This is a genomic window from Pseudomonas sp. 1, from assembly GCF_056626735.1.
In genome coordinates, this window is the sequence record NZ_JBWXMQ010000003.1 from 177180 (window position 1) to 196787 (window position 19608).

General features: G+C 60.2%; 21 protein-coding genes, 1 tRNA gene and 1 pseudogene. 13 read left to right on the forward strand and 10 right to left on the reverse strand.

All coding sequences use genetic code 11. The annotated features are described in order from the left end of the window. Positions 1 to 146: 146 nt before the first annotated feature. The 4 genes from AC1MDC_RS06325 (at position 147) to AC1MDC_RS06340 (ending at position 4688) form a co-directional block, all read left to right on the forward strand. Positions 147 to 1055: a LysR family transcriptional regulator gene (locus AC1MDC_RS06325; protein WP_085700555.1), complete on the forward strand. Its 909-nt coding sequence runs from the start codon at positions 147 to 149 to the stop codon at positions 1053 to 1055. Positions 1056 to 1158: 103 nt separating this feature from the next. Beyond that, positions 1159 to 2352, forward strand: a complete 1194-nt coding sequence (locus AC1MDC_RS06330; RefSeq protein WP_085700556.1) for a CaiB/BaiF CoA transferase family protein — start codon at positions 1159 to 1161, stop codon at positions 2350 to 2352. Then, entirely contained in the window at positions 2349 to 3275 is a 927-nt protein-coding gene (locus tag AC1MDC_RS06335; RefSeq protein ID WP_480392683.1) for a hydroxymethylglutaryl-CoA lyase, read from the forward strand. Before AC1MDC_RS06330 ends, AC1MDC_RS06335 begins: the two co-directional genes overlap by 4 nt. Positions 3276 to 3356: 81 nt before the next feature. After that, complete coding sequence (locus AC1MDC_RS06340) at positions 3357 to 4688, forward strand: MFS transporter (protein ID WP_085700558.1); 1332 nt, start codon at positions 3357 to 3359, stop codon at positions 4686 to 4688. 34 nt (positions 4689 to 4722) lie between these two features. Here AC1MDC_RS06340 and AC1MDC_RS06345 read toward each other — a convergent pair whose 3' ends face one another. Continuing rightward, positions 4723 to 5211 carry a DMT family transporter gene (locus tag AC1MDC_RS06345; protein WP_085700559.1) on the reverse strand — a complete coding sequence of 163 codons (489 nt, stop codon included), beginning with the start codon at positions 5209 to 5211 and terminating at the stop codon, positions 4723 to 4725. A gap of 78 nt (positions 5212 to 5289) precedes the next feature. Here AC1MDC_RS06345 and AC1MDC_RS06350 point away from each other — a divergent pair, with 78 nt between their 5' ends. The 7 genes from AC1MDC_RS06350 (at position 5290) to AC1MDC_RS06380 (ending at position 10464) form a co-directional block, all read left to right on the forward strand. After that, the gene (locus AC1MDC_RS06350; protein WP_480392684.1) at positions 5290 to 6201 is read left to right on the forward strand and encodes a LysR family transcriptional regulator; all 912 of its coding nucleotides are present in this window, start codon (positions 5290 to 5292) and stop codon (positions 6199 to 6201) included. A gap of 147 nt (positions 6202 to 6348) precedes the next feature. Continuing rightward, entirely contained in the window at positions 6349 to 7068 is a 720-nt protein-coding gene (locus AC1MDC_RS06355) for a PA3715 family protein (protein WP_480392685.1), read from the forward strand. A 3-nt stretch (positions 7069 to 7071) separates the two neighbouring features. Further along, the gene (fos, locus tag AC1MDC_RS06360; protein ID WP_085703836.1) at positions 7072 to 7488 is read left to right on the forward strand and encodes a fosfomycin resistance glutathione transferase; all 417 of its coding nucleotides are present in this window, start codon (positions 7072 to 7074) and stop codon (positions 7486 to 7488) included. A 60-nt stretch (positions 7489 to 7548) separates the two neighbouring features. Further along, complete coding sequence (locus AC1MDC_RS06365) at positions 7549 to 8187, forward strand: LysE family translocator (RefSeq protein ID WP_007957940.1); 639 nt, start codon at positions 7549 to 7551, stop codon at positions 8185 to 8187. A 77-nt stretch (positions 8188 to 8264) separates the two neighbouring features. After that, positions 8265 to 9614, forward strand: a complete 1350-nt coding sequence (locus AC1MDC_RS06370; RefSeq protein ID WP_085700565.1) for a sensor domain-containing protein — start codon at positions 8265 to 8267, stop codon at positions 9612 to 9614. A 118-nt stretch (positions 9615 to 9732) separates the two neighbouring features. After that, positions 9733 to 9888, forward strand: coding sequence for a KGG domain-containing protein (locus tag AC1MDC_RS06375; RefSeq protein ID WP_077045875.1), 156 nt, complete (start codon positions 9733 to 9735; stop codon positions 9886 to 9888). A 75-nt stretch (positions 9889 to 9963) separates the two neighbouring features. Next, positions 9964 to 10464, forward strand: a complete 501-nt coding sequence (locus AC1MDC_RS06380) for a DUF4142 domain-containing protein (RefSeq protein ID WP_085700566.1) — start codon at positions 9964 to 9966, stop codon at positions 10462 to 10464. 46 nt (positions 10465 to 10510) lie between these two features. On the opposite strand, the gene AC1MDC_RS06385 is transcribed toward AC1MDC_RS06380, so the two are convergent. Beyond that, positions 10511 to 10921: a low affinity iron permease family protein gene (locus tag AC1MDC_RS06385; RefSeq protein WP_085700567.1), complete on the reverse strand. Its 411-nt coding sequence runs from the start codon at positions 10919 to 10921 to the stop codon at positions 10511 to 10513. A gap of 213 nt (positions 10922 to 11134) precedes the next feature. On the opposite strand from AC1MDC_RS06385, the gene tam reads away from it, so the two are divergent. Continuing rightward, a complete protein-coding gene (tam, locus tag AC1MDC_RS06390; RefSeq protein ID WP_266202140.1) occupies positions 11135 to 11905 on the forward strand; it encodes a trans-aconitate 2-methyltransferase in 771 nt (256 codons plus the stop codon). 41 nt (positions 11906 to 11946) lie between these two features. Here the strand turns inward: tam and AC1MDC_RS06395 are convergent, their stop codons facing one another. Continuing rightward, on the reverse strand, positions 11947 to 12675 hold the full coding sequence (locus AC1MDC_RS06395; protein ID WP_480392686.1) for a class I SAM-dependent methyltransferase: 729 nt from the start codon (positions 12673 to 12675) through the stop codon (positions 11947 to 11949). A 528-nt stretch (positions 12676 to 13203) separates the two neighbouring features. Between AC1MDC_RS06395 and AC1MDC_RS06400 the strand changes: the two genes are divergently transcribed. Continuing rightward, positions 13204 to 13572, forward strand: a complete 369-nt coding sequence (locus AC1MDC_RS06400) for a DUF6124 family protein (RefSeq protein ID WP_480392687.1) — start codon at positions 13204 to 13206, stop codon at positions 13570 to 13572. Positions 13573 to 13652: 80 nt separating this feature from the next. Here AC1MDC_RS06400 and AC1MDC_RS06405 read toward each other — a convergent pair whose 3' ends face one another. From AC1MDC_RS06405 to AC1MDC_RS06435, 7 genes and pseudogenes are all read right to left on the reverse strand, one after another. Then, positions 13653 to 14912, reverse strand: coding sequence for a type II toxin-antitoxin system HipA family toxin (locus AC1MDC_RS06405; protein WP_480392688.1), 1260 nt, complete (start codon positions 14910 to 14912; stop codon positions 13653 to 13655). Further along, the gene (locus AC1MDC_RS06410) at positions 14905 to 15222 is read right to left on the reverse strand and encodes a helix-turn-helix transcriptional regulator (protein ID WP_064384151.1); all 318 of its coding nucleotides are present in this window, start codon (positions 15220 to 15222) and stop codon (positions 14905 to 14907) included. The genes AC1MDC_RS06405 and AC1MDC_RS06410 overlap by 8 nt, the downstream gene beginning before the upstream one ends. Before the next feature lie 478 nt (positions 15223 to 15700). Further along, positions 15701 to 15774, reverse strand: a tRNA-Gly gene (locus tag AC1MDC_RS06415). Between the two features lie 170 nt (positions 15775 to 15944). Then, entirely contained in the window at positions 15945 to 16829 is an 885-nt protein-coding gene (locus tag AC1MDC_RS06420; protein ID WP_480392689.1) for an alpha/beta fold hydrolase, read from the reverse strand. 323 nt (positions 16830 to 17152) lie between these two features. Beyond that, positions 17153 to 17839, reverse strand: a pseudogene (locus AC1MDC_RS06425) (pseudouridine synthase); the annotation flags it as partial. Positions 17840 to 17872: 33 nt separating this feature from the next. Next, positions 17873 to 18091 carry a cysteine-rich CWC family protein gene (locus AC1MDC_RS06430; protein ID WP_480392690.1) on the reverse strand — a complete coding sequence of 73 codons (219 nt, stop codon included), beginning with the start codon at positions 18089 to 18091 and terminating at the stop codon, positions 17873 to 17875. 5 nt (positions 18092 to 18096) lie between these two features. Continuing rightward, positions 18097 to 19584, reverse strand: coding sequence for a sensor domain-containing diguanylate cyclase (locus AC1MDC_RS06435; protein WP_480392691.1), 1488 nt, complete (start codon positions 19582 to 19584; stop codon positions 18097 to 18099). Positions 19585 to 19608 lie beyond the last annotated feature (24 nt).

The following is a 19608-nucleotide window of genomic DNA, read 5'->3' on the forward strand; positions in this document are numbered from 1 at the left end:
AATCGGCTGTATCCGATAGCCTTGAGCGTTGTTTGAGTTTTTTTTGTAGGGGAATGTAACCCTTGGTTGTAGGGCAATTGACTGCCTGCATCGAGAGCAACGCGGTTATCCTGCCGGGGTCCGCGAACCCTGTTAACGAGTGCCTCATGTTGCAGAAAAACCTGACCCGCCGCCTCGACCTGATCACCCTGCAACTGTTCGTCGCCGTGCACGAGGAAGGCACGCTGACCCGTGCCGCGTCCCGCGAGGCGATTGCCGTGTCGGCGGCGAGCAAGCGCTTGATGGAGCTGGAGGAAGCGCTGGGGATCAGCCTGTTCGTGCGTCAGGCGAAAGGCATGACCCTGACCCCGGCCGGCGAAACCCTGTTGCACCACGCCCGGCGGATGTTGTTCAACGTCGAGAAAATGGGCCTGGAACTGGGCGAGCACAGCCACGGTGTACGCGGCTATGTACGAATGCTGGCGAACCTGTCGGCGATCATTGAATTTCTCCCCGAGGACCTGCGTGACTTCGCCGCGCAACACCCGCAGGTCAAGACCGACCTCGAAGAACGGCCCAGTGCCGGAGTGATCCAGGGTGTGCTCGATGGCGTGGCGGATCTGGGTATCTGCTCCAGCGACAGTGATATCAAAGGCCTGCACAGCGTGTGCTATCGCCGGGACAAACTGGTGGTGGTGATGTTGCCCGAGCATCCGCTGGCAGTGCGTGAATCCATGGCGTTCAGCGAAACCCTCGACAGCGATTACGTCGGCCTGCATGCCGCCAGTTCGATCAACATGCGCACCCACGCCGCCGCGCGGCAGGCCGGCAAGGTGCTGCGCATACGCATTCATGTGCCGGGTTTCGACGCGGTGTGCCGGATGGTGCAGGCCAACATGGGCATCGGCATCCTGCCGCAGCGGGCGTATGAATTGTTTGGTCGGGCGCTGGGGCTGCAAGCGGTGCCGCTGACCGATGGCTGGTCGGATCGCGACCTTATCGTGGTGGTGCGTGACGAGGCCGGGTTGTCGCCCGTGAGCCGGATCCTGTTCGAGCATTTGCGCGCAGCCGGCTGAGCGTTCGCGTTTGGCGAACGCCCGTTGCCGAGTGACGGCTGGATTGCAGTCATGACGTTCCTCTAGCCTTGGCCGCAATTCCAAGAACAAGAGGTACCCCGCGATGACTGCTCCTCTGAGTGCGATCAAAGTGATCGAAATCGGCACCCTGATTGCTGCGCCGTTTGCCGCGCGCATGCTCGCCGAATTCGGCGCCGAGGTGATCAAGATCGAAGCCATGGGTCAGGGCGACCCGCTGCGCAAATGGCGCAAGCTGCACGAAGGAACGTCGCTGTGGTGGTACCTGCAATCGCGCAACAAGAAATCCCTGGCGCTCAATCTGAAATCCGGCGAAGGCATCGAACTGGTCAAGCAACTGGCCCGTGATGCCGATGTGATCATCGAAAACCTGCGCCCCGGCGCCCTGGAAAAACTCGGCCTGGGCTGGGACGTGCTGCACGCGCTCAATCCCGACCTGACCCTGGTGCGCATTTCCGGCTACGGCCAGACCGGCCCTTACCGCGACCGCCCCGGCTTCGGTGCGATCGGCGAGGCCATGGGCGGCATTCGCTACACCACTGGTACCCCCGGTTCGCCACCGGCGCGAGTCGGTGTCAGCCTTGGCGATTCGCTGGCTTCGCTGCACGCGGTGATCGGCGCGCTGATGTCGCTGCTGCGGGTCAAGACCGGGCAGGGCGGCGGGCAGATTGTCGACGTGTCACTGGCCGAAAGCGTGTTCAACGTCATGGAAAGCCTGGTGCCGGAATACGACATGCTCGGCCATGTCCGCGAACGCAGCGGCGGCGCGTTGCCGGGCATCGCACCCTCCAACACCTACCTCACGGCCGATGGCGCCTACGTGGTGATCGCCGGTAACAGCGATCCGATCTACAAGCGCCTGATGCAGGTGATCGGTCGGGATGATCTGGCCGACGCCGAAGAGTTCGCCCACAACGACGGCCGCGCCGCGAAGAGCGGTCTGCTCGACGCCGCCATTACCCACTGGACCAGCAGCCTGCCGATCAATGATGTACTGGCGGCGCTGGAAGCCGCCGAAGTGCCGGCCGGCCGCATCTACTCGGTGGCCGATATTGTTGCCGATCCGCACTATCAGGCCCGGGACATGTTGCTCGACGCCGAACTGCCCGGCGGGGCGAGCGTGAAGATGCCGGGCATCGTGCCCAAGCTTTCGGAAACCCCCGGCGGGGTGAACTGGTCGGGCCCCGGCCTTGGTCAGCACACCGACGGCATTCTCGCAGGCCTTGGTCTGACCGCCTCGGACATCGAACGCCTGAAAAGCCAGGGGGTGGTGCAATGATCAGCGATTACTCGCAGACCCTGATCGTCCAGGAAGTCTCGCCCCGGGACGGCCTGCAAATCGAACCGACCTGGGTCGAAACCGAAGACAAGATCGCCCTGATCGATCAGCTGTCACAGGCAGGATTCAGCCGCATCGAGGCCGGCTCGTTCGTCTCGCCGAAAGCGATCCCGGCCCTGCGTGATGGCGAGCAGGTGTTCAAGGGCATTGAGCGTCAGCCGGGGGTGATTTACGTCGCGCTGATTCCCAACCTCAAGGGCGCGCAACGGGCGCTGGAGTCCGGCGCCGATGAACTGAACCTGGTGATGTCCGCCAGCCAGACCCACAACCTGGCGAACATGCGCATGCGTTGCGAAGCTTCGCTGGCGGCGTTCGGCGAAATCGTGAGTTTCGCCAGCGGCTCGGGCGTGCGGCTCAACGGCAGTGTCGCGACGACCTTCGGTTGCCCGTTCGAAGGCGCGATCGACGAAGACCGTGTATTGCAAATTGTCGAGGCCTATCGGGCGCTCGGGATTCAGGGCATCACCCTGGCCGACACCACCGGCATGGCCAATCCGCGACAGGTCGATCGACTGGTGCGACGGGTATTGCAGCGCGTTTCGGCGGCGGACCTGACCCTGCATTTCCACAACACCCGAGGCCTGGGTCTGTGCAATGTACTGGCGGCTTACGAAGCAGGTGCCCGGCGTTTCGACGCGGCGTTGGGCGGGCTCGGCGGCTGTCCGTTTGCACCGGGTGCGTCGGGCAATATTTGCACCGAAGACCTGGTGAACCTCTGCGATGAAGTCGGCATTCCCACCGGCATCGATCTGCCGCTGCTGCTGAAACTGTCCCGTGGTTTGCCCGCGCTGCTGGGCCACGAAGTGCCGGGGCAACTGGCCAAGGCCGGACGCAATTGCGATCTGCACCCGATCCCCACCTGATTTCACACGCTCACCGACTCACCCGAACCAGACAACAACAACAATCGGACGCCCACCGGCAGTCCGCCTGGAGAAAAAACTATGAGCCTCAATGTTATGGAGGCGGGCGCGAGCCCGTCCGTCGATCACGACGCCGAAAAAGCCCTGGTCAGCAAGGTCGCCTGGCGCCTGATGCCGTTGATCATGGTCTGCTACCTGTTCGCCTTCTTCGACCGCATCAACATCAGCTTCGCCAAGTTTCAGTTGCAGGCTGACCTGAGCCTGAGTGACACCGCCTACGGTCTCGGTGCCGGTCTGTTCGTGGTCGGTTACGTGCTGTTCGAAGTGCCGAGCAACATGATGCTGTACAAGGTCGGCGCGCGGCGCTGGATCGCCCGGATCATGATGTCCTGGGGCGTGGCGACGGCGCTGATGGTGTTCGTCACCAGCGAATGGCAGTTCTACGTGCTGCGCTTTCTGATCGGGGCGATGGAGGCCGGTTTCGCCCCCGGCGTGCTGTATTACCTGACGCTGTGGTTCCCGCAGCACTTCCGTGGCCGCATCACTTCGATGCTGTTCCTGGCCTCGGCGTTTGCCGGACTGGTCGGCGCGCCGTTCTCCGGACTGGTGCTGGAACACCTCGACGGCGTGCTGCAAATGCGCGGCTGGCACTGGTTGTTCCTGCTTGGCGGTGTGCCTTGCGTCGGTCTGGGTTTTCTGGTGCTGACCTTGCTCAAGGACCGCATCGAGGACGCTCACTGGCTGACCCCGGATGAGAAAAAACTGTTGGCCAGCCGCATCGCCCATCACGAACCGCACAAGAGCGGCGGTTCGTTGCTGGCGGCGCTGAAGATTCCGGGTTTCCTGACCTTGGGGCTGATCTACTTCCTGATCCAGGTCGCGTCCTACGGCCTGAATTTCTGGGCTCCGCAACTGATCCGCAGTGCCGGCACCGAAAGCCCGGTGATGATCGGTCTGCTGACCTCGATTCCGTACGTTTGCGGTGCGATCAGCATGGTGGTGATCGGTCGTCTGTCAGATGCCACCGGGGAGCGGCGCAAGTTTGTCGCGGGGCTGGTGGTTGTCGGCGCCATCGGCTTCTTCAGTGCGGGGATTTTCGCCAGCCACACCACGTTCCTGATCGTCGCCCTTGGATTGCTGGGCGCCGGGATCATCGCGTCGATTCCGAGTTTCTGGACCCTGCCACCGAAGTTGCTGGCCGGCGCTGGAGCCGGTGCGGCGGGCGGGATTGCGGTGATCAACACCCTGGGGCAGTTCGGCGGCATCGTCAGCCCGGTAATGGTCGGCCGGATCAGGGATCTGACCGGCAGCACCACACCGGCGTTGTATGTCATCGGCGTGGCGGCGCTGATCGCGGCGGCGTTGCTGTTGTGGGGCTTGCCGCAGAAGCTGCGCACGCTGGACAAGTACTGAGATCACGGGCTGGTCGTTCTTGTAACGCGAACGATCAGCTCGCCGCTGACAGGGACCTGGCAGCCGAGTCACCAAACTGAATCAGCACCACTCCAGCCATCAACAACACCGCGCCGAACAGGCGCGGCAAGGTCAGATGTTTCTCCACCAATCCGAACAGGCCAAAGTGATCCAGCACGATTGACGTGATCATTTGCCCGGCCAGGGCCAGCGCCAGAAATCCCGACGCCCCCAACTTCGGCAGCAACACCACCGCCAATGCGACAAAGCACACCCCGAACGCGCCACCGGTCCACATCCAAAACGGCAGCTTGCTGGCGAGGGCCAGCGACGGCAACGGCAGGCGCAGCGCGACAATCACCGGCAACAACACCAGCACGCTCACCACAAGCGAGGTGAGCGTTGCCCACAGCGGATGCCCCAACCCCCGCGCCAGATTGATGTTGATCGCACTCTGAAACGGCACCACCGCCCCGGCGAATACCGCCAATAACAGCAATCCGACCCACTGCATCGTCCCCATGATCGTTCTCCTGCAAGGTTTTGCTGGACTCTAGGGTATTCGTTGCGCAGATTTAAATTCTGTTTTGGTATCCGGAACATGCATCGAATGAATGATCTGCGTCGCATCGATCTCAACCTGCTGGTGATTCTGGACGCGTTGCTAAGCGAGCAACACGTGACCCGCGCTGCCGAGCGTCTGCACCTGAGTCAACCGGCGGTCAGCCACGCGTTGGCGCGCTTGCGCGACTTGCTCGGTGATCCATTGCTGGTGCGTGCCGGTTCGGGGCTGGTGCCCACTGCGCGAGCGCTGGAGCTGGCGGCACCGCTGGCAGAAACCCTGGCTCAGGTGCAATCGTTGCTGGCGCCGAATACCTTTGATCCGGCCAGCGCCCGTCGGATTTTTCGCCTTGCGATGTCGGACTACGGCGCGGCGATCATCCTGCCCGGACTGATTCGCACCTTGCGCGCGGAAGCGCCGGGTATCGATCTGCAAATCAGTCACGCCAGCCGCGAAGGCATGGTCGAAGGTCTGCTCAACGGCGACATCGATCTCGCTGCCGGTGTACTCCCGGAACTGCCCGGTGAACTGCGTAGCACGCCGTTGTTCGAGGAACGCTACGTCTGCCTTCTGGATCGCCATAGCCTTCCCGCCGGAGGTGTTCTCGACCTGCCAACCTATCTCTCCCGTCCCCATGTCTTGCTGGAAATGCGCGGCAGCGGCACCCCGGAAATCGAACGCACCCTGACCGCCCTGCGCGAACGCCGTCGCGTCGCCATCAGCCTGCCGCACTGGAGCGTCGCGCCGCAGTTCATCAGCGGCACGGACCTGATCCTGACCGTGGCCTCGCGGGCGTTGAATGAGGTGCATGACGACTCACTGATCGTCGTGCCGCCACCGTTTGAAATCGCGCCGTTCACGTTTGTCTCGGCGTGGCACAAACGGCGCGGCGGGGATCAGGCGTTGAACTGGTTGAATCGGCGGATTGAGCAGGGGATAGTGCGCGGCTGAAAAATATCAAGGAGCGGGGCGTGAGTTCTGAGGTAGCGGGATGGTGCTGACAGCCCTTTGCTACGACGGAAAATCCTACGTCCTGCCTAAAGGTTTCAAAGCCATCGAGTGATACAGAGCCAACGCGACTTATTTCAAGGAAGAACAATGCTCAGCCCAACCCGACTTTTCATCGCCCTCGGTTTTATGGCCGTCGCCACTCAGGCCCATGCCGCCTGTGAGATAAAGAAATTCGACGGTCACTCCCTGTCACGCTGCAAAGTGTGGCCGGCCTTCCCGGACAAGGCGATTTCGGCGAAGTCCACATTCGTGTCCGACTCCGAAGGTGATCACGACGGCGTGTTCGATCTGGAGTTGTCGCTCCTCAACGCCGCGAATGCCAAGCCGTTGGCGACTTACGCCAAGCCTGGAGCCTACAACTCCGATGCCATTCGTTTCGAGGATCTGACCATCGACACGGCTCGCTACCGCCTGGCGTCCGACGTTCGCGCATTTGGCCTGCGTTCGACGTTTGCGGATCAGCTTTCCCGGGCCAACCCCTACGCAAAAACCGATCTGGCGCTGTATGTGCGCGAAGGCAGCAAGTTGCGCCCGGTGCTGGAAGGTCTGGTCATTCGCAAGGAGTTCGGCGAGGGTACGGGGGAGTGCGAAACCAGGGACACGAAAATCCTCAGGACCTTGGAAATCGGCCCATCCAGCCATAATGGCCTCGCTGACCTGATCGTTTCCTCAAGTGGTGTGGTGTACACCTCGACCCAGTCAGGCAAAGAGTGCGTTTCCAAAACCACCGACCTCACTAAAACCCAAATCACCCTGACCTACGACGGCAAGCAATACACCATTCCCGAAGACCTCAGAGGTTACTGACCGATGCTCACCGGCCTCAACCACCTGACCCTCGCCGTCAGCGACCTGGATCGCAGCCTCGCGTTCTACCGCGATGTGCTGAAGCTGCGCGTCGAGGCCATCTGGGACGCCGGTGCCTATCTGTCGCTTCCGGGCCTGTGGTTGTGCCTGTCGCTTGATACGAAGCGCCATCCCGAGCCCGCCGCCGACTACACCCACTACGCCTTCAGCATTGGCGCTGCGGACTTTGCGCTGTTCGTGCAGCAGCTTCGTGCCGCCAACGTGCAGGAGTGGCGCGACAACCGCAGTGAAGGCGCGTCGTTCTACTTCCTCGACCCGGACGGTCACAAGCTCGAAGCCCACGTCGGTGATCTCGCTTCGCGGTTGGCCGCGTGTCGGCAAAAGCCCTACGCGGGCATGCGTTTTTTCAACGAGCCGTGAATATCCACAAACCGCTGGGATAGACTGGCGGCCACGTTTTCCGGGACTTGCAGGTTTTCCATGACTCCATCGTTGCTAATGGCCGTGCTGGCCTCGGGTTTCATCTACGGCATCACGCCTGGGCCGGGTGTGCTGGCGGTGTTCGGCATCGGCGCCGCACGTGGGCGGCGGGCCGGGGCGGGGTTCTTGTGCGGGCATCTGCTGGGCGATGTGATCTGGTGCAGCACCGCGTTGATTGCGATTGTCGGCGCCCGGGAAATCGGCAGCACCGCGTTCGATGTGCTCGGCGTACTCAGCGGCCTGTACCTGTTCTGGCTCGGCTGGCGCGCGGTGCGGGCCAAACGCAGCAACGGCGAACAGCCGCAGGGTGCGGCGCGTCAGCCGTTCTGGCACGGCATCCTGTTCGGGCTGACCAACCCCAAGGCCTACCCGGTGGCGGTGGCGACGTTCACTGCGTTGCTGTCGAGCCGCGCCGAACTGCTTAACTGGTCGATGCTGCCGATGCTGATCGCCTTGAGTTTCCTCGGCGGATTGCTCGCCTACGCTATCCTCATTGGCATCGTCGGGGCGCGGCAGGTGCGTACGCTGTATCAGCGCCACGAACTGGCGATCACCCGGTTGTGCGGGATCATGTTCATCGGTTTTGCCATCAACGCGCTGGTGCATGCGCTGCCGGGGTTGATGCCGAACAAGGCTTGAAAACAGTCGCAGGGATGCGAGGTCAAGGTCATGGATGGTTGAACAGTGCTGCATTGCCCGGACACCTACGCTGAACCATGGAAAGCCGAAATTCCGCGCCGCTGGCGAGTTACATCGATCTGTTGCTGGACGCCGTTTGCGCGGTCGACAAGCAAGGTCGTTTCGTTTTTGTCAGTGCGGCCTGCGAGCGGATTCTCGGTTACACGCCTGACGAACTGATCGGCCAGGCGATGATCGATTACGTCTACCCGGCGGATCGAGAGCGCACCCTGGCCGCCGCCAGCGACATCATGGGCGGCGAACCCAAGCTCAATTTCGAAAACCGCTATGTACGCAAGGACGGCAGCGTCGTGCACATTCTGTGGTCGGCGCGCTGGTCGGAAGTCGATCAACTGCGCATCGCCGTGGCCCGTGACATTACCGAACGCAAACTGGCCGAATCCCGACAGGCGGCGCTGTACGCGATCTCCGAAGCGGCCCATGCGGCGGAGGATCTGCTGGCGCTGTTCAAGCGCATCCACATGATTATTGGCGAGTGGCTGCCGGCGCTGAATTTCTCCGTGGCGCTGTACGACGAACATTGCGCGCAGTTGAACTTTCCCTATCACGTCGACGATAACGAGTTGCAACCGGAGCAACCCGGCACCGTCACCGGGCGCTTGTGTACGGAAGTGATTCGCAGCGGCCAGCCGATCCTCCTGACCCCGGATTGCCCACACGCGCCGCCGGAGTTCGCAGCGCTGGTAGCCGGTCAGCAATCACCGTGCTGGCTCGGCGTGCCGCTGAGTTCGAAAGACCGCACCATCGGCGCACTGATCGTCAAAAGCCTGCCCGGCGGCGAGCGCTACACCGAGCGCGACAAGGAATTGCTGCAATACGTCTGCGCCCAGGTCGCTACCGCCATCGAACGCCAGCGACTGCACGCTCGTCTGCGGCGCATGGCGCAATACGATCAACTGACCCAATTGCCCAACCGCGAACTGCTGCGCGACCGCCTCAAGGCTGCGCTGAGCCGTGCGCGGGAACAGTCCGGGCACATGGCGCTGCTGTATGTCGATCTGGATCGCTTCAAACAGGTCAACGACACCTTTGGTCATGGGGTCGGTGACATGCTGCTGCAGACGGTGGCCAACCGGCTCAAGGGCTGTGTGCGCGAAACCGACACCGTGGCGCGGATCGGCGGCGACGAATTCGTGGTGCTGTTGCACAGCGTCCACGCCGCCGACGATGCCGACAGCGTGGCGGAAAAAATCCGACAGGTACTGGTGCAACCCATGCGCCTGGACGGACACAACCTGCACATCGAACCGAGCATTGGCGTGGCCCGTTACCCCGAGCATGGCGACGAGGAACAGCAACTGTTCCGCCACGCCGACCAAGCCATGTACAGCGCCAAGCGCCAGAATCATCGGCGGCTGGACAGCTGATTGGCGGTTCACCGTTCGTCGCGGCAACCGCAACTTTTCTAAACCTTTGGCGGCGAGGAAATTCTCAATCTAGGCGGGCACCTGCTCGCTTACGATCAATGCCAAGAGGTAGAGAATCATGCCTAACTCAAGAAACTCGAACTCGGGAAACTTCGCCAACGATCGAACGAAGGCGTCTGAAGCCGGTCGCAAAGGTGGGAAAACTACCACTACGACTGTCGACAAAGAGCCTAAAACCGACATGGGCCGCAAGCCTGCTCAGAAATCGAAGTAGTCGGCGAAGGTTGTTTTGATTGAGAGGCGGGGGCGCAAGCTCCCGCTTGAATCTGCAAAGAAGGAGGGCGCGACCATGAGCCGGATGGCCACCCGAGTACGCCGCATCAGTTTTGTCAGCCTGTTGGGGTTGTTTGCCAGCAGTGCGTTTGCCCAGTCGCCAGCCGACTTCATCAACGAAGCCTCGGCCAAAGGCATGGCCGACATCGAGGCCAGTCGTCTGGCGCACAGCAAGGCGGAGTCCAAAGAAGTCAAGGATTACACCATCGTCGTCATCAACGACCGCACCACCGCCAACCAGCATCTGGCGAAAATTGCCAGGAAACTGGATCTTCCGGTCGCGCCCCGCGAAGAAGTCGCCGACAAGGCCAAGGCATTGATGCCGGAGGTCAAAGAGGGCGCGAGCTTCGATCAGGCGTACGCCGCCAGCCAGGTCAAGGCCACTGAAGAAGCCATCGAGCAGATCCAGCAGGAAGCCCAGACCACCGACGTGCCGGAGATCAAGGCGTTTGCCGACGAGACTCTGCCGAAATTGCAGAGTCATCTGGAAATGGCCAAGGCCCTGGCCAGTCGCTAACGCCGAGGTAAAGAAAACGGCGCTCATGGCGCCGTTTTTGTTGTCTTCAACAGTCGTTCAGATTCTGTTTCGGCTTGCTCTTGTCCCCCAGGCCTTCCAGGTCAAACACCTCGTTTTCACCCATTGCCCGGTAATGCCGGCGCAGCGCTTCCAGCTGCTTGAGATCCAGCGACTCCAGCCCGAGCATCGCGTTCTGCGCTTCCTTGGTTACCCGCAGCAACTCATCGAGTTTCAAATGAATGATGTCGGTGTCGCGGTTCTGAGTGTTCTGGATCAGGAACACCATCAGGAACGTGATGATCGTGGTCGAGGTATTGATGATCAGTTGCCAGGTGTCGTTGTAATCGAAAATCGGCCCGCTCAACCCCCAAAGCCCGATCAGAATCAAAGCCCCCATGAACGTCTTGGGGCTACCGGCCCAGAGCGCCAGCGTTTGTGAAACCTTTGCGAATTTCATGACCGTGTTCCTTGTTGGGGGGCTTGAAATTCAGACATCGGGGGCCGTGTGAAAATTCTACTTACAGTTTTCTGAATCCCTGTGCGCATGGTGAAGACAGCGCTCCCGGCGATATCGGACGTACGTAGGGGAAGGCAGATAAACACGATCGCTGTATCGTGACGGCAGCCGCTTTTGCACGTTTCGCCAAAACGTCCACGACAGGAGAACGCAATGACCTGGTCCGCCAAGCAATACGTCACTTTCGAAGATGAACGCACCCGCCCGGCCCGCGATTTGCTGGCGGCGATTCCGACGCCCGATGCACGTTCCGTGGTTGATATCGGTTGTGGTCCCGGTAACTCGACCGAGCTTTTGGTGGAGCGTTTTCCGGGGGCGAAAGTGCGGGGGCTCGACAGTTCGCCGGACATGATCGATGCCGCGCGCAAGCGTCTGCCGCAGTTGCAGTTCGAGGTGGCGGACATTGATCAATGGGCGGATGCAGGGCCGTTCGATGTGATTTTTGCCAACGCCGTTTTGCAGTGGGTGCCGGATCACGCGACCTTGTTGCCGGCGCTGGCGGGCAAGTTGGCGCAGGGTGGCAGTCTGGCGATTCAGATGCCGGACAACCTCAACGAGCCGTCCCATCGGTTGATGCGTGAAGTGGCGGCCAACGGGCCGTGGGCCGACAAACTGGCGGGCGCGGCGGGGCAGCGGACCGAGATGGCGGATGCCAGTTCTTATTTTTCGATGCTGCGTCCGCATTGCGCACGGGTCGATGTGTGGCGCACCACGTATCACCATCAGTTGGCCGGCGGGGCTTCGGGCGTTGTCGAGTGGTTCAAGGGCAGCGGTCTGATTCCGTTCCTCAGCCCGCTGGCGGAAGCGGAGCGGGCGGAGTATCTGGCGCACTATCTGGCGGAGGTCGCGAAGGCGTATCCGGCACTGGCGGATGGTTCGGTGCTGTTGCCGTTTCCACGGTTGTTCATTGTCGCCACACGTTGAAATGAAAAAAGGGCCGATTTGATCGGCCCTTTCTTTGGCGGTCAGCGCTGTACGGCGACCAGCATCATCATCGGCCGCTCACGCTCTTCAGCGAGCGTTGGTTGCGCGGCCACTTCGGCATCGCTCGGGCCCCATTCGTCGACGTGTTGAATCGTGAACCCGGCGTCGATCAACGCGTTGAGTAGCGTGCCGACCGTACGGTGCTGCTTGATTACGCCGTCGGCCAGCCAGTTGGTCACCCGCTCGCCTTCCATCTGATAACTGTCCAGCGGCCAGCGCTTGTGGCCTTCGCTGTCGACCAGCCAGCCCGGATTGCGCGGCGCCATGAAGATCGGATGCTCAATGGAAAACACAAAGTGCGCACCGGGTTTAAGCGCCGCGTGCAGTTTGGCGAACAGCCCCGAGAGATCCTTGATGTAGTGCAGGGCCAGTGAGCTGTAGGCCAGATCGTAAGTGCATGCAGGCAAGTCGAGATGTTCCAGGTCGGCACGTTCGTAGCGGATCTTCGCGGCCGAGGTGGTTTCCTTCGCTCGTGCGAGCATTTTCTCCGAGACATCCAGCCCCAGCACCTCGGCTGCGCCGTGTTCGCTGGCCCAGCGACAGAACCAGCCATAGCCGCAGCCCAGATCCACCACCTGCAAACCGTGCAGGGAGGGCAACAAAGCTTTCAGCGCCGGCCATTCCGGCGCGGCATCGAGGCCGCCGATGGAGCGGTTCATCTGGCTGTAGCCCTGGAAAAAATCGGGGTCGTCGTAGATGTTTTGGGTCATGGGTTTGCTGCTCTTTTGAATTTGATTTGGGTGGCTCGGAGGCCACGGATTTGAATCCCTCGAAACGTGAAGGCGCGTATTCGTCGATGGCCGCGCAGGGGGAGGGTGGTGGGCGATGGGGAAATGCTAGCGGGTCGTGGCGAGCGTGAGAACCGAACGAGTGTTGGGGATCTGTAAGCGCGGTTTTTCGATTCGGGATGTTTAAAGAGTGGGTCCTGTTTGCTGATCCTTCCCACAAGGTTTTCAGGTTGTCCGTCGGAAGTGCGGTCTCTAGCCTGTGAGGGTCGCTGATGAATCGGCGATCGGGATTGGAACCCCGCGGCTTATCAAAAAAGCAAAAGCAGCTTTCATGACGTATGCTTGCCCGCCTTCATGGTGCGCACTCTGTTATGGCGGCTGTGCGCGAGAGACTTCGAGTCTGTCGGGCTTTTGGCTTTTTTCGCCCGGGTTCCAACTCGTGTACAGCTGCCACCTCTTCGATTGGAACCGAGTAGGTCAGCTCCACCTATCGACTAGAAAGAAGCCATTATGAAGAAGCCAACCCCGAATCCCCCCGACGTCGAAACCGACCCAACATCCCCGTACGTCTCGATCGACTGCAGAAAACTCAACGACGCCGCCAACCGCGCCCTCGACCACTACCTCAGCCCAGGCGCCCATGTCATGGGCACGACCAACCAACCCGACCCGATGTACTTCGCCAACCCGGCCTACGACACCGAATCCCTGCTGGCCAACGCCAGCGAGTCCCTGGGCTCGGCCTCCGAGATGCTCAACAACTTCGCCGCCACCCTCGACCCCACCCACCGCAGAACCGCGATAGGCATTGCGCAACTGGTGATGCTGGGGGAATTGGCGGTGAATCAGGCGCTGGATCATGTTGAGGTGAAGGACTGATTTGCAGATGTTTTGGCAGGTATAAAAAAACCGGTCATCGCGACCGGTTTTTTCATTTTTGGCGCTTTGGCAGAGCAATCTCAGCGAAGCCGCTCGACGTTTTCATCGATTCGTTTCTGGATAGTCCGCAACGTGTCCTGAGTGATGATGCCGGGGTACATCTTTTCTGCCATCGTCGCGAACTGATCAGCCACCTCGCAGAATCGGGCGATGATGCCGTCGGCCGTTTCAGCCGATACTTCCGCTTCCTCTGCAAGGTCGAGCATGGCTTTTCGTCCGATCTCCAATGCTTCGCCCATGACGTCCATCTGGTGGTATCCGCCGGGACCTTCACAGAAGGTCACATCGTAGGCGGGCGCCAGCGTCCATTGGCCCGATTTAGACATGATGTAGGCGAAGTTCTTCGGGTGGTCATCGCGGTTGTTGAACGCGACGTTGAAGACTACACGCTCAAACGCGAGCGCTTTCTCTCGTACGTCATTGGTGCAGAGATGGGTCGCACGCAAGAAGTTGACGTAGTCCAGCGCACCGGCATTCTGGAAGTCGGCGGCAGTGAAGGCCGCGAGACTTTGCATCGGCACGCGTAAGTTGTCTTCGCGATCAAAGCGTTTGGTAGCAAACGCTGCCAGCCCGTTTGGCAGGCTGAAGTACTGAGTGTCAGGTGTGTTTATTCCACACATCCGCAAGCATTCGGCGTAGACCATTTCGATGGCACATACCTCGGGGTGCTCCTGCCGGGCGGGAAACTTGACCAGCCAGGCCTCGAAGCCTGATCTGGCTATGGTGGTAAAGATGCCTGTTCGCGGATCCCGATAGACCAAGGCTTTTGGTCTGGCACCCTGCGGAGATCCACCCACCAGCAACAGCTGTTGCAAGAACTCGCCACCCTCACCCTTGAGGACTTCCTGCACCTCGGCAGCCAGCAGATCAATGGAAACCTCAACTTGCGGCTCCAGCGCCTCGGGTGCTACCGGCTCGAATGACATTGCGCCCATGGCATTGTTGCCGATGTAAGCGAGGCGCTCGAGTGGGCCGATACGTGCGGAATTAAGGCCGCGCCGCTTGAACAATCGATCCATCAGCAGCATGCCCCAGCCATCCGGCAGCGCATCGTAGACCGGTCCAGGCAAACCCAATTGATGGAGCGGAAAGTCCCGCCGTAACTTGGGGCCTTCCAATGGAAGTCTGTACGCCGACAATTCCAGACCTCTGTTCTTTGCCTCGTCGCTGTACTCGAACACGATCAGTGGGCGACCGGTGATAGCCGTCGTGGAAACGAGCGTGCCCCACCGCCGGTGTTCACCCCAGCCATCGTAGTAGACGTCCACTTGTTCAAGCATTTCCTGATTTCCTTTTTATGCGCTGACGCCTGGAGCTGTCTTCGTAACGAAGGATGTCGTCCAGGCTGTCCAGTTTTGGCAAGAACAGGTCTTCGATTTCCTGGACGCGCCCCACAACCATGGCCACTCGGACTACGGTTTCGAAACTGACATTGCGCCCGGCTTCAAGGTTGGCCACCGTATTGGTGCCGACACCTGCGCGAGCAGCCACATCGGCTTGCGTCATCTGCAGGGCTATCCGCTCTGTGCGCAGGCGTTGGCAGAGCCGTTTGACGATCTCGCTTGGTTTGCTGAGGCTTAATTCCAGCATGGTGTGCCTTATGTCGCATAAAAGGTCGGTTAATACCCAAAATTATAGAGTTAACCTTCATTGCGTCAAATCAGTTAATTCCATTTTGATGTGGGTTATCTGCGATTAATGCCGATAAAACACAATAATTCAGAATTAAATTGTCGGTGTTAAAACCGCTTTAGCTTGGCTTTACGTTGAGACTCCATCGAAACCCTTCGCATACCCTTGATCGCCTCTGTCCTAGAAGCAGCCGGGGAGGCATGCGGATCTCTCCCTTGAAGCCGAACGCTTCGATAACGAGCGCTCACGACATGAGTGACTGACTGTCAGGAGCGTAAGCGCAGATGGGGGGAATTCAATCAACGTGTTGTTTCTGAATGGTTCAAAGCTGGCTTGCTCGCTACTAAATCCCGGACACAAAAAAACCGGCCATCAAGGCCGGTTTTTTCTGTTTGCGCATCCTTCGTCAAACCACGACGCAGGACATGAATTCGGTTGGAGCGGGTGAAGGGAATCGAACCCTCGTTATCAGCTTGGGAAGCTGGAGTAATGCCATTATACGACACCCGCTCAGAGCGGCTGACTTTGTACCAGACTCGGCCACGGATTTGAAGTTTTCTTTGCACGCGAACTACGGAAAGTCCTGAAACAGAGCCGACATCGGTCAATCGCGGGCAAGCGCTGCGGGCTGGAGGACGGCTGAATCTCAGCTCTGCAGGCTTGCTCGCGAGGACGCTGTTTCAAATGGCCAATGCATGATGATCCTGGACTAACTGGTAACGCGTTCGGCTGGCCTGCTGCGCCGGTTTCAGGAAACCGAGCAGGGCGTTCTGGCTGTCCCGGCAGGCGGACTTGTGTTCCATGTCGAGGAAGTGTCCGGTGGCCTGCAGGGTGGTGAAGGTGCTCTGCGCGACGTGGTTGCCGAACAGGCGTGCGTCTTCGGCGGCGGTGTATTCATCCCATTCGCCATTCATGAACAGCACCGGCACGTTGATTTTCTTCGCCGCGTTCAGATAGCACTGACGGTCGCTGTGCAGCACGTCGTTGATGTGGAAATGCATCTGCCCGTATTCGTGCTCGGCCAGGCTGCTGACGTGGCGATAGTTGAAGCGCTTGAACAGCGACGGCAGGTGTTTGCCGATGGTGTTATTGACCAGGTGCCCGACCCGGTCGCCGTCACGTTGGCCGAGGCATTCGACGCCGCGTTCCAGGTAGTCAAGCATGTGCGCGTTGATCACCGGGGAGAACGAGCTGATCACGGCTTTTTCGATTCGCCGAGGCTGATGGGCGAGGGCGACCATGGTCGCGGCGCCACCCCAGGAGAACGACAAAACGTGTTCAGCGGCGAAGTGATCGATCAGCTCCAGCAGGATCAGACCTTCGACTTCTTTCGTCAGATGTTTCTCGTGGTGATTGTGGACTTTCGACTTGCCCGCGTAGGGCTGGTCGTAGCAGACCACATTGAATTGCGGGTGCAGGTTTTTCACGGTTTGTGCAAACGACGCAGTCGTGGCCATCGAGCCGTTGACCAGGATGATGGTCTTTTCTGCGGCGTCTGCGCGATAGAACTCCGTGTAAACCCGATACTGACCCTGTATATCCAGCACAGCGATTTCTGGCCTCATGTCATAAGACTCCTGGCAAGCAAGCGGGTATGCGCGCAAATAGAGATTGCACGAGCTTTGTGACAGGTAGGCATATGCCTGGAATTTTGTGGCCCATGTCGATCCGGTAAGGCAGGTCGACGGGTATTGTTATTGGCGGGCAGTCTGTCGGCTGAGGCGCAGCCCTGATGGGCTGTCTACCGACAAAAAGTTTCTTGGATGTTATGTGTGACTCATCGGTCACAATTTGGCCGACGTCCTGATTCAAGCAGGGGGATCCGGATCGCGCAAGTGCCGTTGGTAAATTGTTCGACAACTTCTGCTGAGCGGTCGGCCGCTTGGAACAAATGAATCTCTTCGGTGCGCAAGGCCCGGTATTCGCCCGGTTTTAGCGCGTGATCCAGCGCCAGCGGGCCCATGGATTCGCGGTGCAGCCGCAGCACTTTGTTGTTGAAGTAGCCGAACATGCGCTTCACCTGATGGTAGCGACCCTCGACGATGCTCAGCCGCGCCGTTCGCGGGCCGAGCACTTGCAGTTGCGCCGGTTGGGTGGTCAGGTCTTCGAAGGCGAAATAGATCCCCTCGGCGAACTTGATCGCATATTCCGGGCCGATCTCCTGCTCGGTCTCGACGTAGTAGACCTTCGGCAGTTTGGTCTGCGGCTGGGTCAGGCGCCGCGACCAGGTGCCATCGTTGGTGATCAGCATCAGCCCGGTGGTGTTGAAGTCCAGACGCCCGGCGATGTGCAGGTCGTCCTTGTCCGGCTCGTGGATCAGGTCGAGCACGGTCGGGTGCTCGGGATCGCGGGTGGCGCTGACGCAGCCCTGCGGTTTGTGCAGCATGAAATAGCGCGCCGGTTTACCGCTTTGCAGCACTTCGTCGTCGACTTCGACGCGGCTGAATTCCAGGACTTCGCTGTGAGGGTCGCTGACGACTTTTCCGTCGATGCGCACGCGCTTTTCCACCAGCAACAGGCGAACCTGCTTGCGGTTGTAGCGGGGCAGGTTACTGAGGAAACGGTCGACACGCATGATCAGGAATCGGCAGGCAGTGGGGCGCGCATCTTACGGGATCGACGGCCTGGCCGCTTGCAGTTGCGCTTCGACCTGGGCGCAACGCGGGCACAGGCAGGATTGGTTGCGCAGTTCCGGTGGCAGAGCTTCGAGCACTGCCGGATCGATGGTGACGCCGTAGCACCAGCAGGCGCGGTCGGCGGTGCGCGGGTCGGCCAGGGTGCAGTCGTTGCGGGCGCCACAGGCCGGGCAGAGGTCAGGTTTGTTCATGGGCTTCAGGCATAGGTCGAGTGAGGCATTTCCACGCAGGTGCGATTGCGGCCAGTCTGTTTGGCCCGATACATCGCATGATCGGCCCGGGACAGCAGGCTGTGCAAGGTGTCATCCCGTTGCAGGGTGGTGGCGCCGATGCTGACCGTCAGATTCAGCGTGTGACCGTTGTAGGCATATTCATGCTGTTCGACGTGCTGGCGGATCTTCTCGGCAATCTTCTGACCGGTCTCGCCGTCGGTGTCCTTCAGCAGCACGATAAATTCCTCACCACCCCAACGGCAGACGATGTCGGAATGGCGCAGGCAGCTTTGCAGGTCCCGGGCAAAGCCGATCAAAACCTGATCGCCGGCCATGTGTCCGAAGGTATCGTTCAACTCCTTGAAGTGGTCCAGATCCAGAAGCAACGCTGTCAGTGGTTTTGGCTCGCGGCGGGCTTCCTGCAGGGCTTGCGCGGCGAGCAGGCCGAAGCCGCGGCGGTTGGGCAGTTCGGTGAGGCTGTCGAGGGTGGCCTGGGCGTGGATCTTGTCCTGGTAGCGCTTGATCAAGCGGTTGACCAGCCACAGCACGATCAACGTCACCAGCAGGCAGATCAGCAGATTGATATACAGCGACTGGCGGATTTCGCTCAGCGCGCCGTCTTCACGTTTGTCGACGAACAGGTACCAGTTCAACTCGGGAATGAACCGCACGTTGAGGAAATGTCCCTGGCCGTGGGCGGAATATTCGTAGCTGCCGCTGTGGGGTTTGGGCAACTGGCTGACCAGGGTTTTCATGCTGTCGAGATCGTTGAGGCTTTTCCCGACCCGCGCACCTTCCGGGCCGCCCTCGGCGCCGGTCAAGACCAGTCGGCCGAAGGTGTCGACGAAGTAAACGCTGCGTTGATAACGCTGCTGGTACTTGTCGATCAGCTTGATCACCGCATCCACCGTCAGCCCTACGCCGGCGGCGCCGATGAAGCGATCGTTGTAGTCGTAGACCTTGTAGTTGATGAAGAAGGTCATGTTGTCTTTGTTGGCCAGGTCCGGGTCGACATTGATCTCGTACGGATCCTTCATGTCGCGCACGCGGAAGTACCAGGTGTCGCGCGGCTCGTCGATTTTCACCTGCTTGAGCACGCCCTTGGCGTGGTAGTAGGTGTGGGTGCTGTTGGAGACGAAGAACGCGGTGTAGGCGCCGTAGTGGGTCATGACCTCGTCGAGGTAACGGGTCATCTGGTCGCTGTCTTTTTCGCCGTTCACCACCCAGTCGCGCATGAAGGTGTCGCGCGACATCATCGAGGAAATCAGGATTGGTCTGACGAGGTCTTTCTGGATTTCCGAGTACACCGTGTCGGAGGTCAGCGGCAGTTCGGTGTTGACGATGTTGTCGCGGATCGAGGCCCGCGAGGCGTAGTAGCTGAGCAGCGAGGTGGCGAGGAAACCTGCGCCGAGGAAGGCGACCAGAGTCAATACCAGCGAACGTTGGGAGTAAAACGCAGATCTGAGCGGCATTGGCAATTCCGTTGACAGTGACCC

Coding starts and splice junctions, on each gene's coding strand:
- AC1MDC_RS06325 (WP_085700555.1), top strand. CDS start 147: ATGTTGCAGAAAAACCTGACCCGCCGCCTCGACCTGATCACCCTGCAA.
- AC1MDC_RS06330 (WP_085700556.1), top strand. CDS start 1,159: ATGACTGCTCCTCTGAGTGCGATCAAAGTGATCGAAATCGGCACCCTG.
- AC1MDC_RS06335 (WP_480392683.1), top strand. CDS start 2,349: ATGATCAGCGATTACTCGCAGACCCTGATCGTCCAGGAAGTCTCGCCC.
- AC1MDC_RS06340 (WP_085700558.1), top strand. CDS start 3,357: ATGAGCCTCAATGTTATGGAGGCGGGCGCGAGCCCGTCCGTCGATCAC.
- AC1MDC_RS06345 (WP_085700559.1), bottom strand. CDS start 5,211: ATGGGGACGATGCAGTGGGTCGGATTGCTGTTATTGGCGGTATTCGCC.
- AC1MDC_RS06350 (WP_480392684.1), top strand. CDS start 5,290: ATGCATCGAATGAATGATCTGCGTCGCATCGATCTCAACCTGCTGGTG.
- AC1MDC_RS06355 (WP_480392685.1), top strand. CDS start 6,349: ATGCTCAGCCCAACCCGACTTTTCATCGCCCTCGGTTTTATGGCCGTC.
- fos (WP_085703836.1), top strand. CDS start 7,072: ATGCTCACCGGCCTCAACCACCTGACCCTCGCCGTCAGCGACCTGGAT.
- AC1MDC_RS06365 (WP_007957940.1), top strand. CDS start 7,549: ATGACTCCATCGTTGCTAATGGCCGTGCTGGCCTCGGGTTTCATCTAC.
- AC1MDC_RS06370 (WP_085700565.1), top strand. CDS start 8,265: ATGGAAAGCCGAAATTCCGCGCCGCTGGCGAGTTACATCGATCTGTTG.
- AC1MDC_RS06375 (WP_077045875.1), top strand. CDS start 9,733: ATGCCTAACTCAAGAAACTCGAACTCGGGAAACTTCGCCAACGATCGA.
- AC1MDC_RS06380 (WP_085700566.1), top strand. CDS start 9,964: ATGAGCCGGATGGCCACCCGAGTACGCCGCATCAGTTTTGTCAGCCTG.
- AC1MDC_RS06385 (WP_085700567.1), bottom strand. CDS start 10,921: ATGAAATTCGCAAAGGTTTCACAAACGCTGGCGCTCTGGGCCGGTAGC.
- tam (WP_266202140.1), top strand. CDS start 11,135: ATGACCTGGTCCGCCAAGCAATACGTCACTTTCGAAGATGAACGCACC.
- AC1MDC_RS06395 (WP_480392686.1), bottom strand. CDS start 12,675: ATGACCCAAAACATCTACGACGACCCCGATTTTTTCCAGGGCTACAGC.
- AC1MDC_RS06400 (WP_480392687.1), top strand. CDS start 13,204: ATGAAGAAGCCAACCCCGAATCCCCCCGACGTCGAAACCGACCCAACA.
- AC1MDC_RS06405 (WP_480392688.1), bottom strand. CDS start 14,912: ATGCTTGAACAAGTGGACGTCTACTACGATGGCTGGGGTGAACACCGG.
- AC1MDC_RS06410 (WP_064384151.1), bottom strand. CDS start 15,222: ATGCTGGAATTAAGCCTCAGCAAACCAAGCGAGATCGTCAAACGGCTC.
- AC1MDC_RS06420 (WP_480392689.1), bottom strand. CDS start 16,829: ATGAGGCCAGAAATCGCTGTGCTGGATATACAGGGTCAGTATCGGGTT.
- AC1MDC_RS06430 (WP_480392690.1), bottom strand. CDS start 18,091: ATGAACAAACCTGACCTCTGCCCGGCCTGTGGCGCCCGCAACGACTGC.
- AC1MDC_RS06435 (WP_480392691.1), bottom strand. CDS start 19,584: ATGCCGCTCAGATCTGCGTTTTACTCCCAACGTTCGCTGGTATTGACT.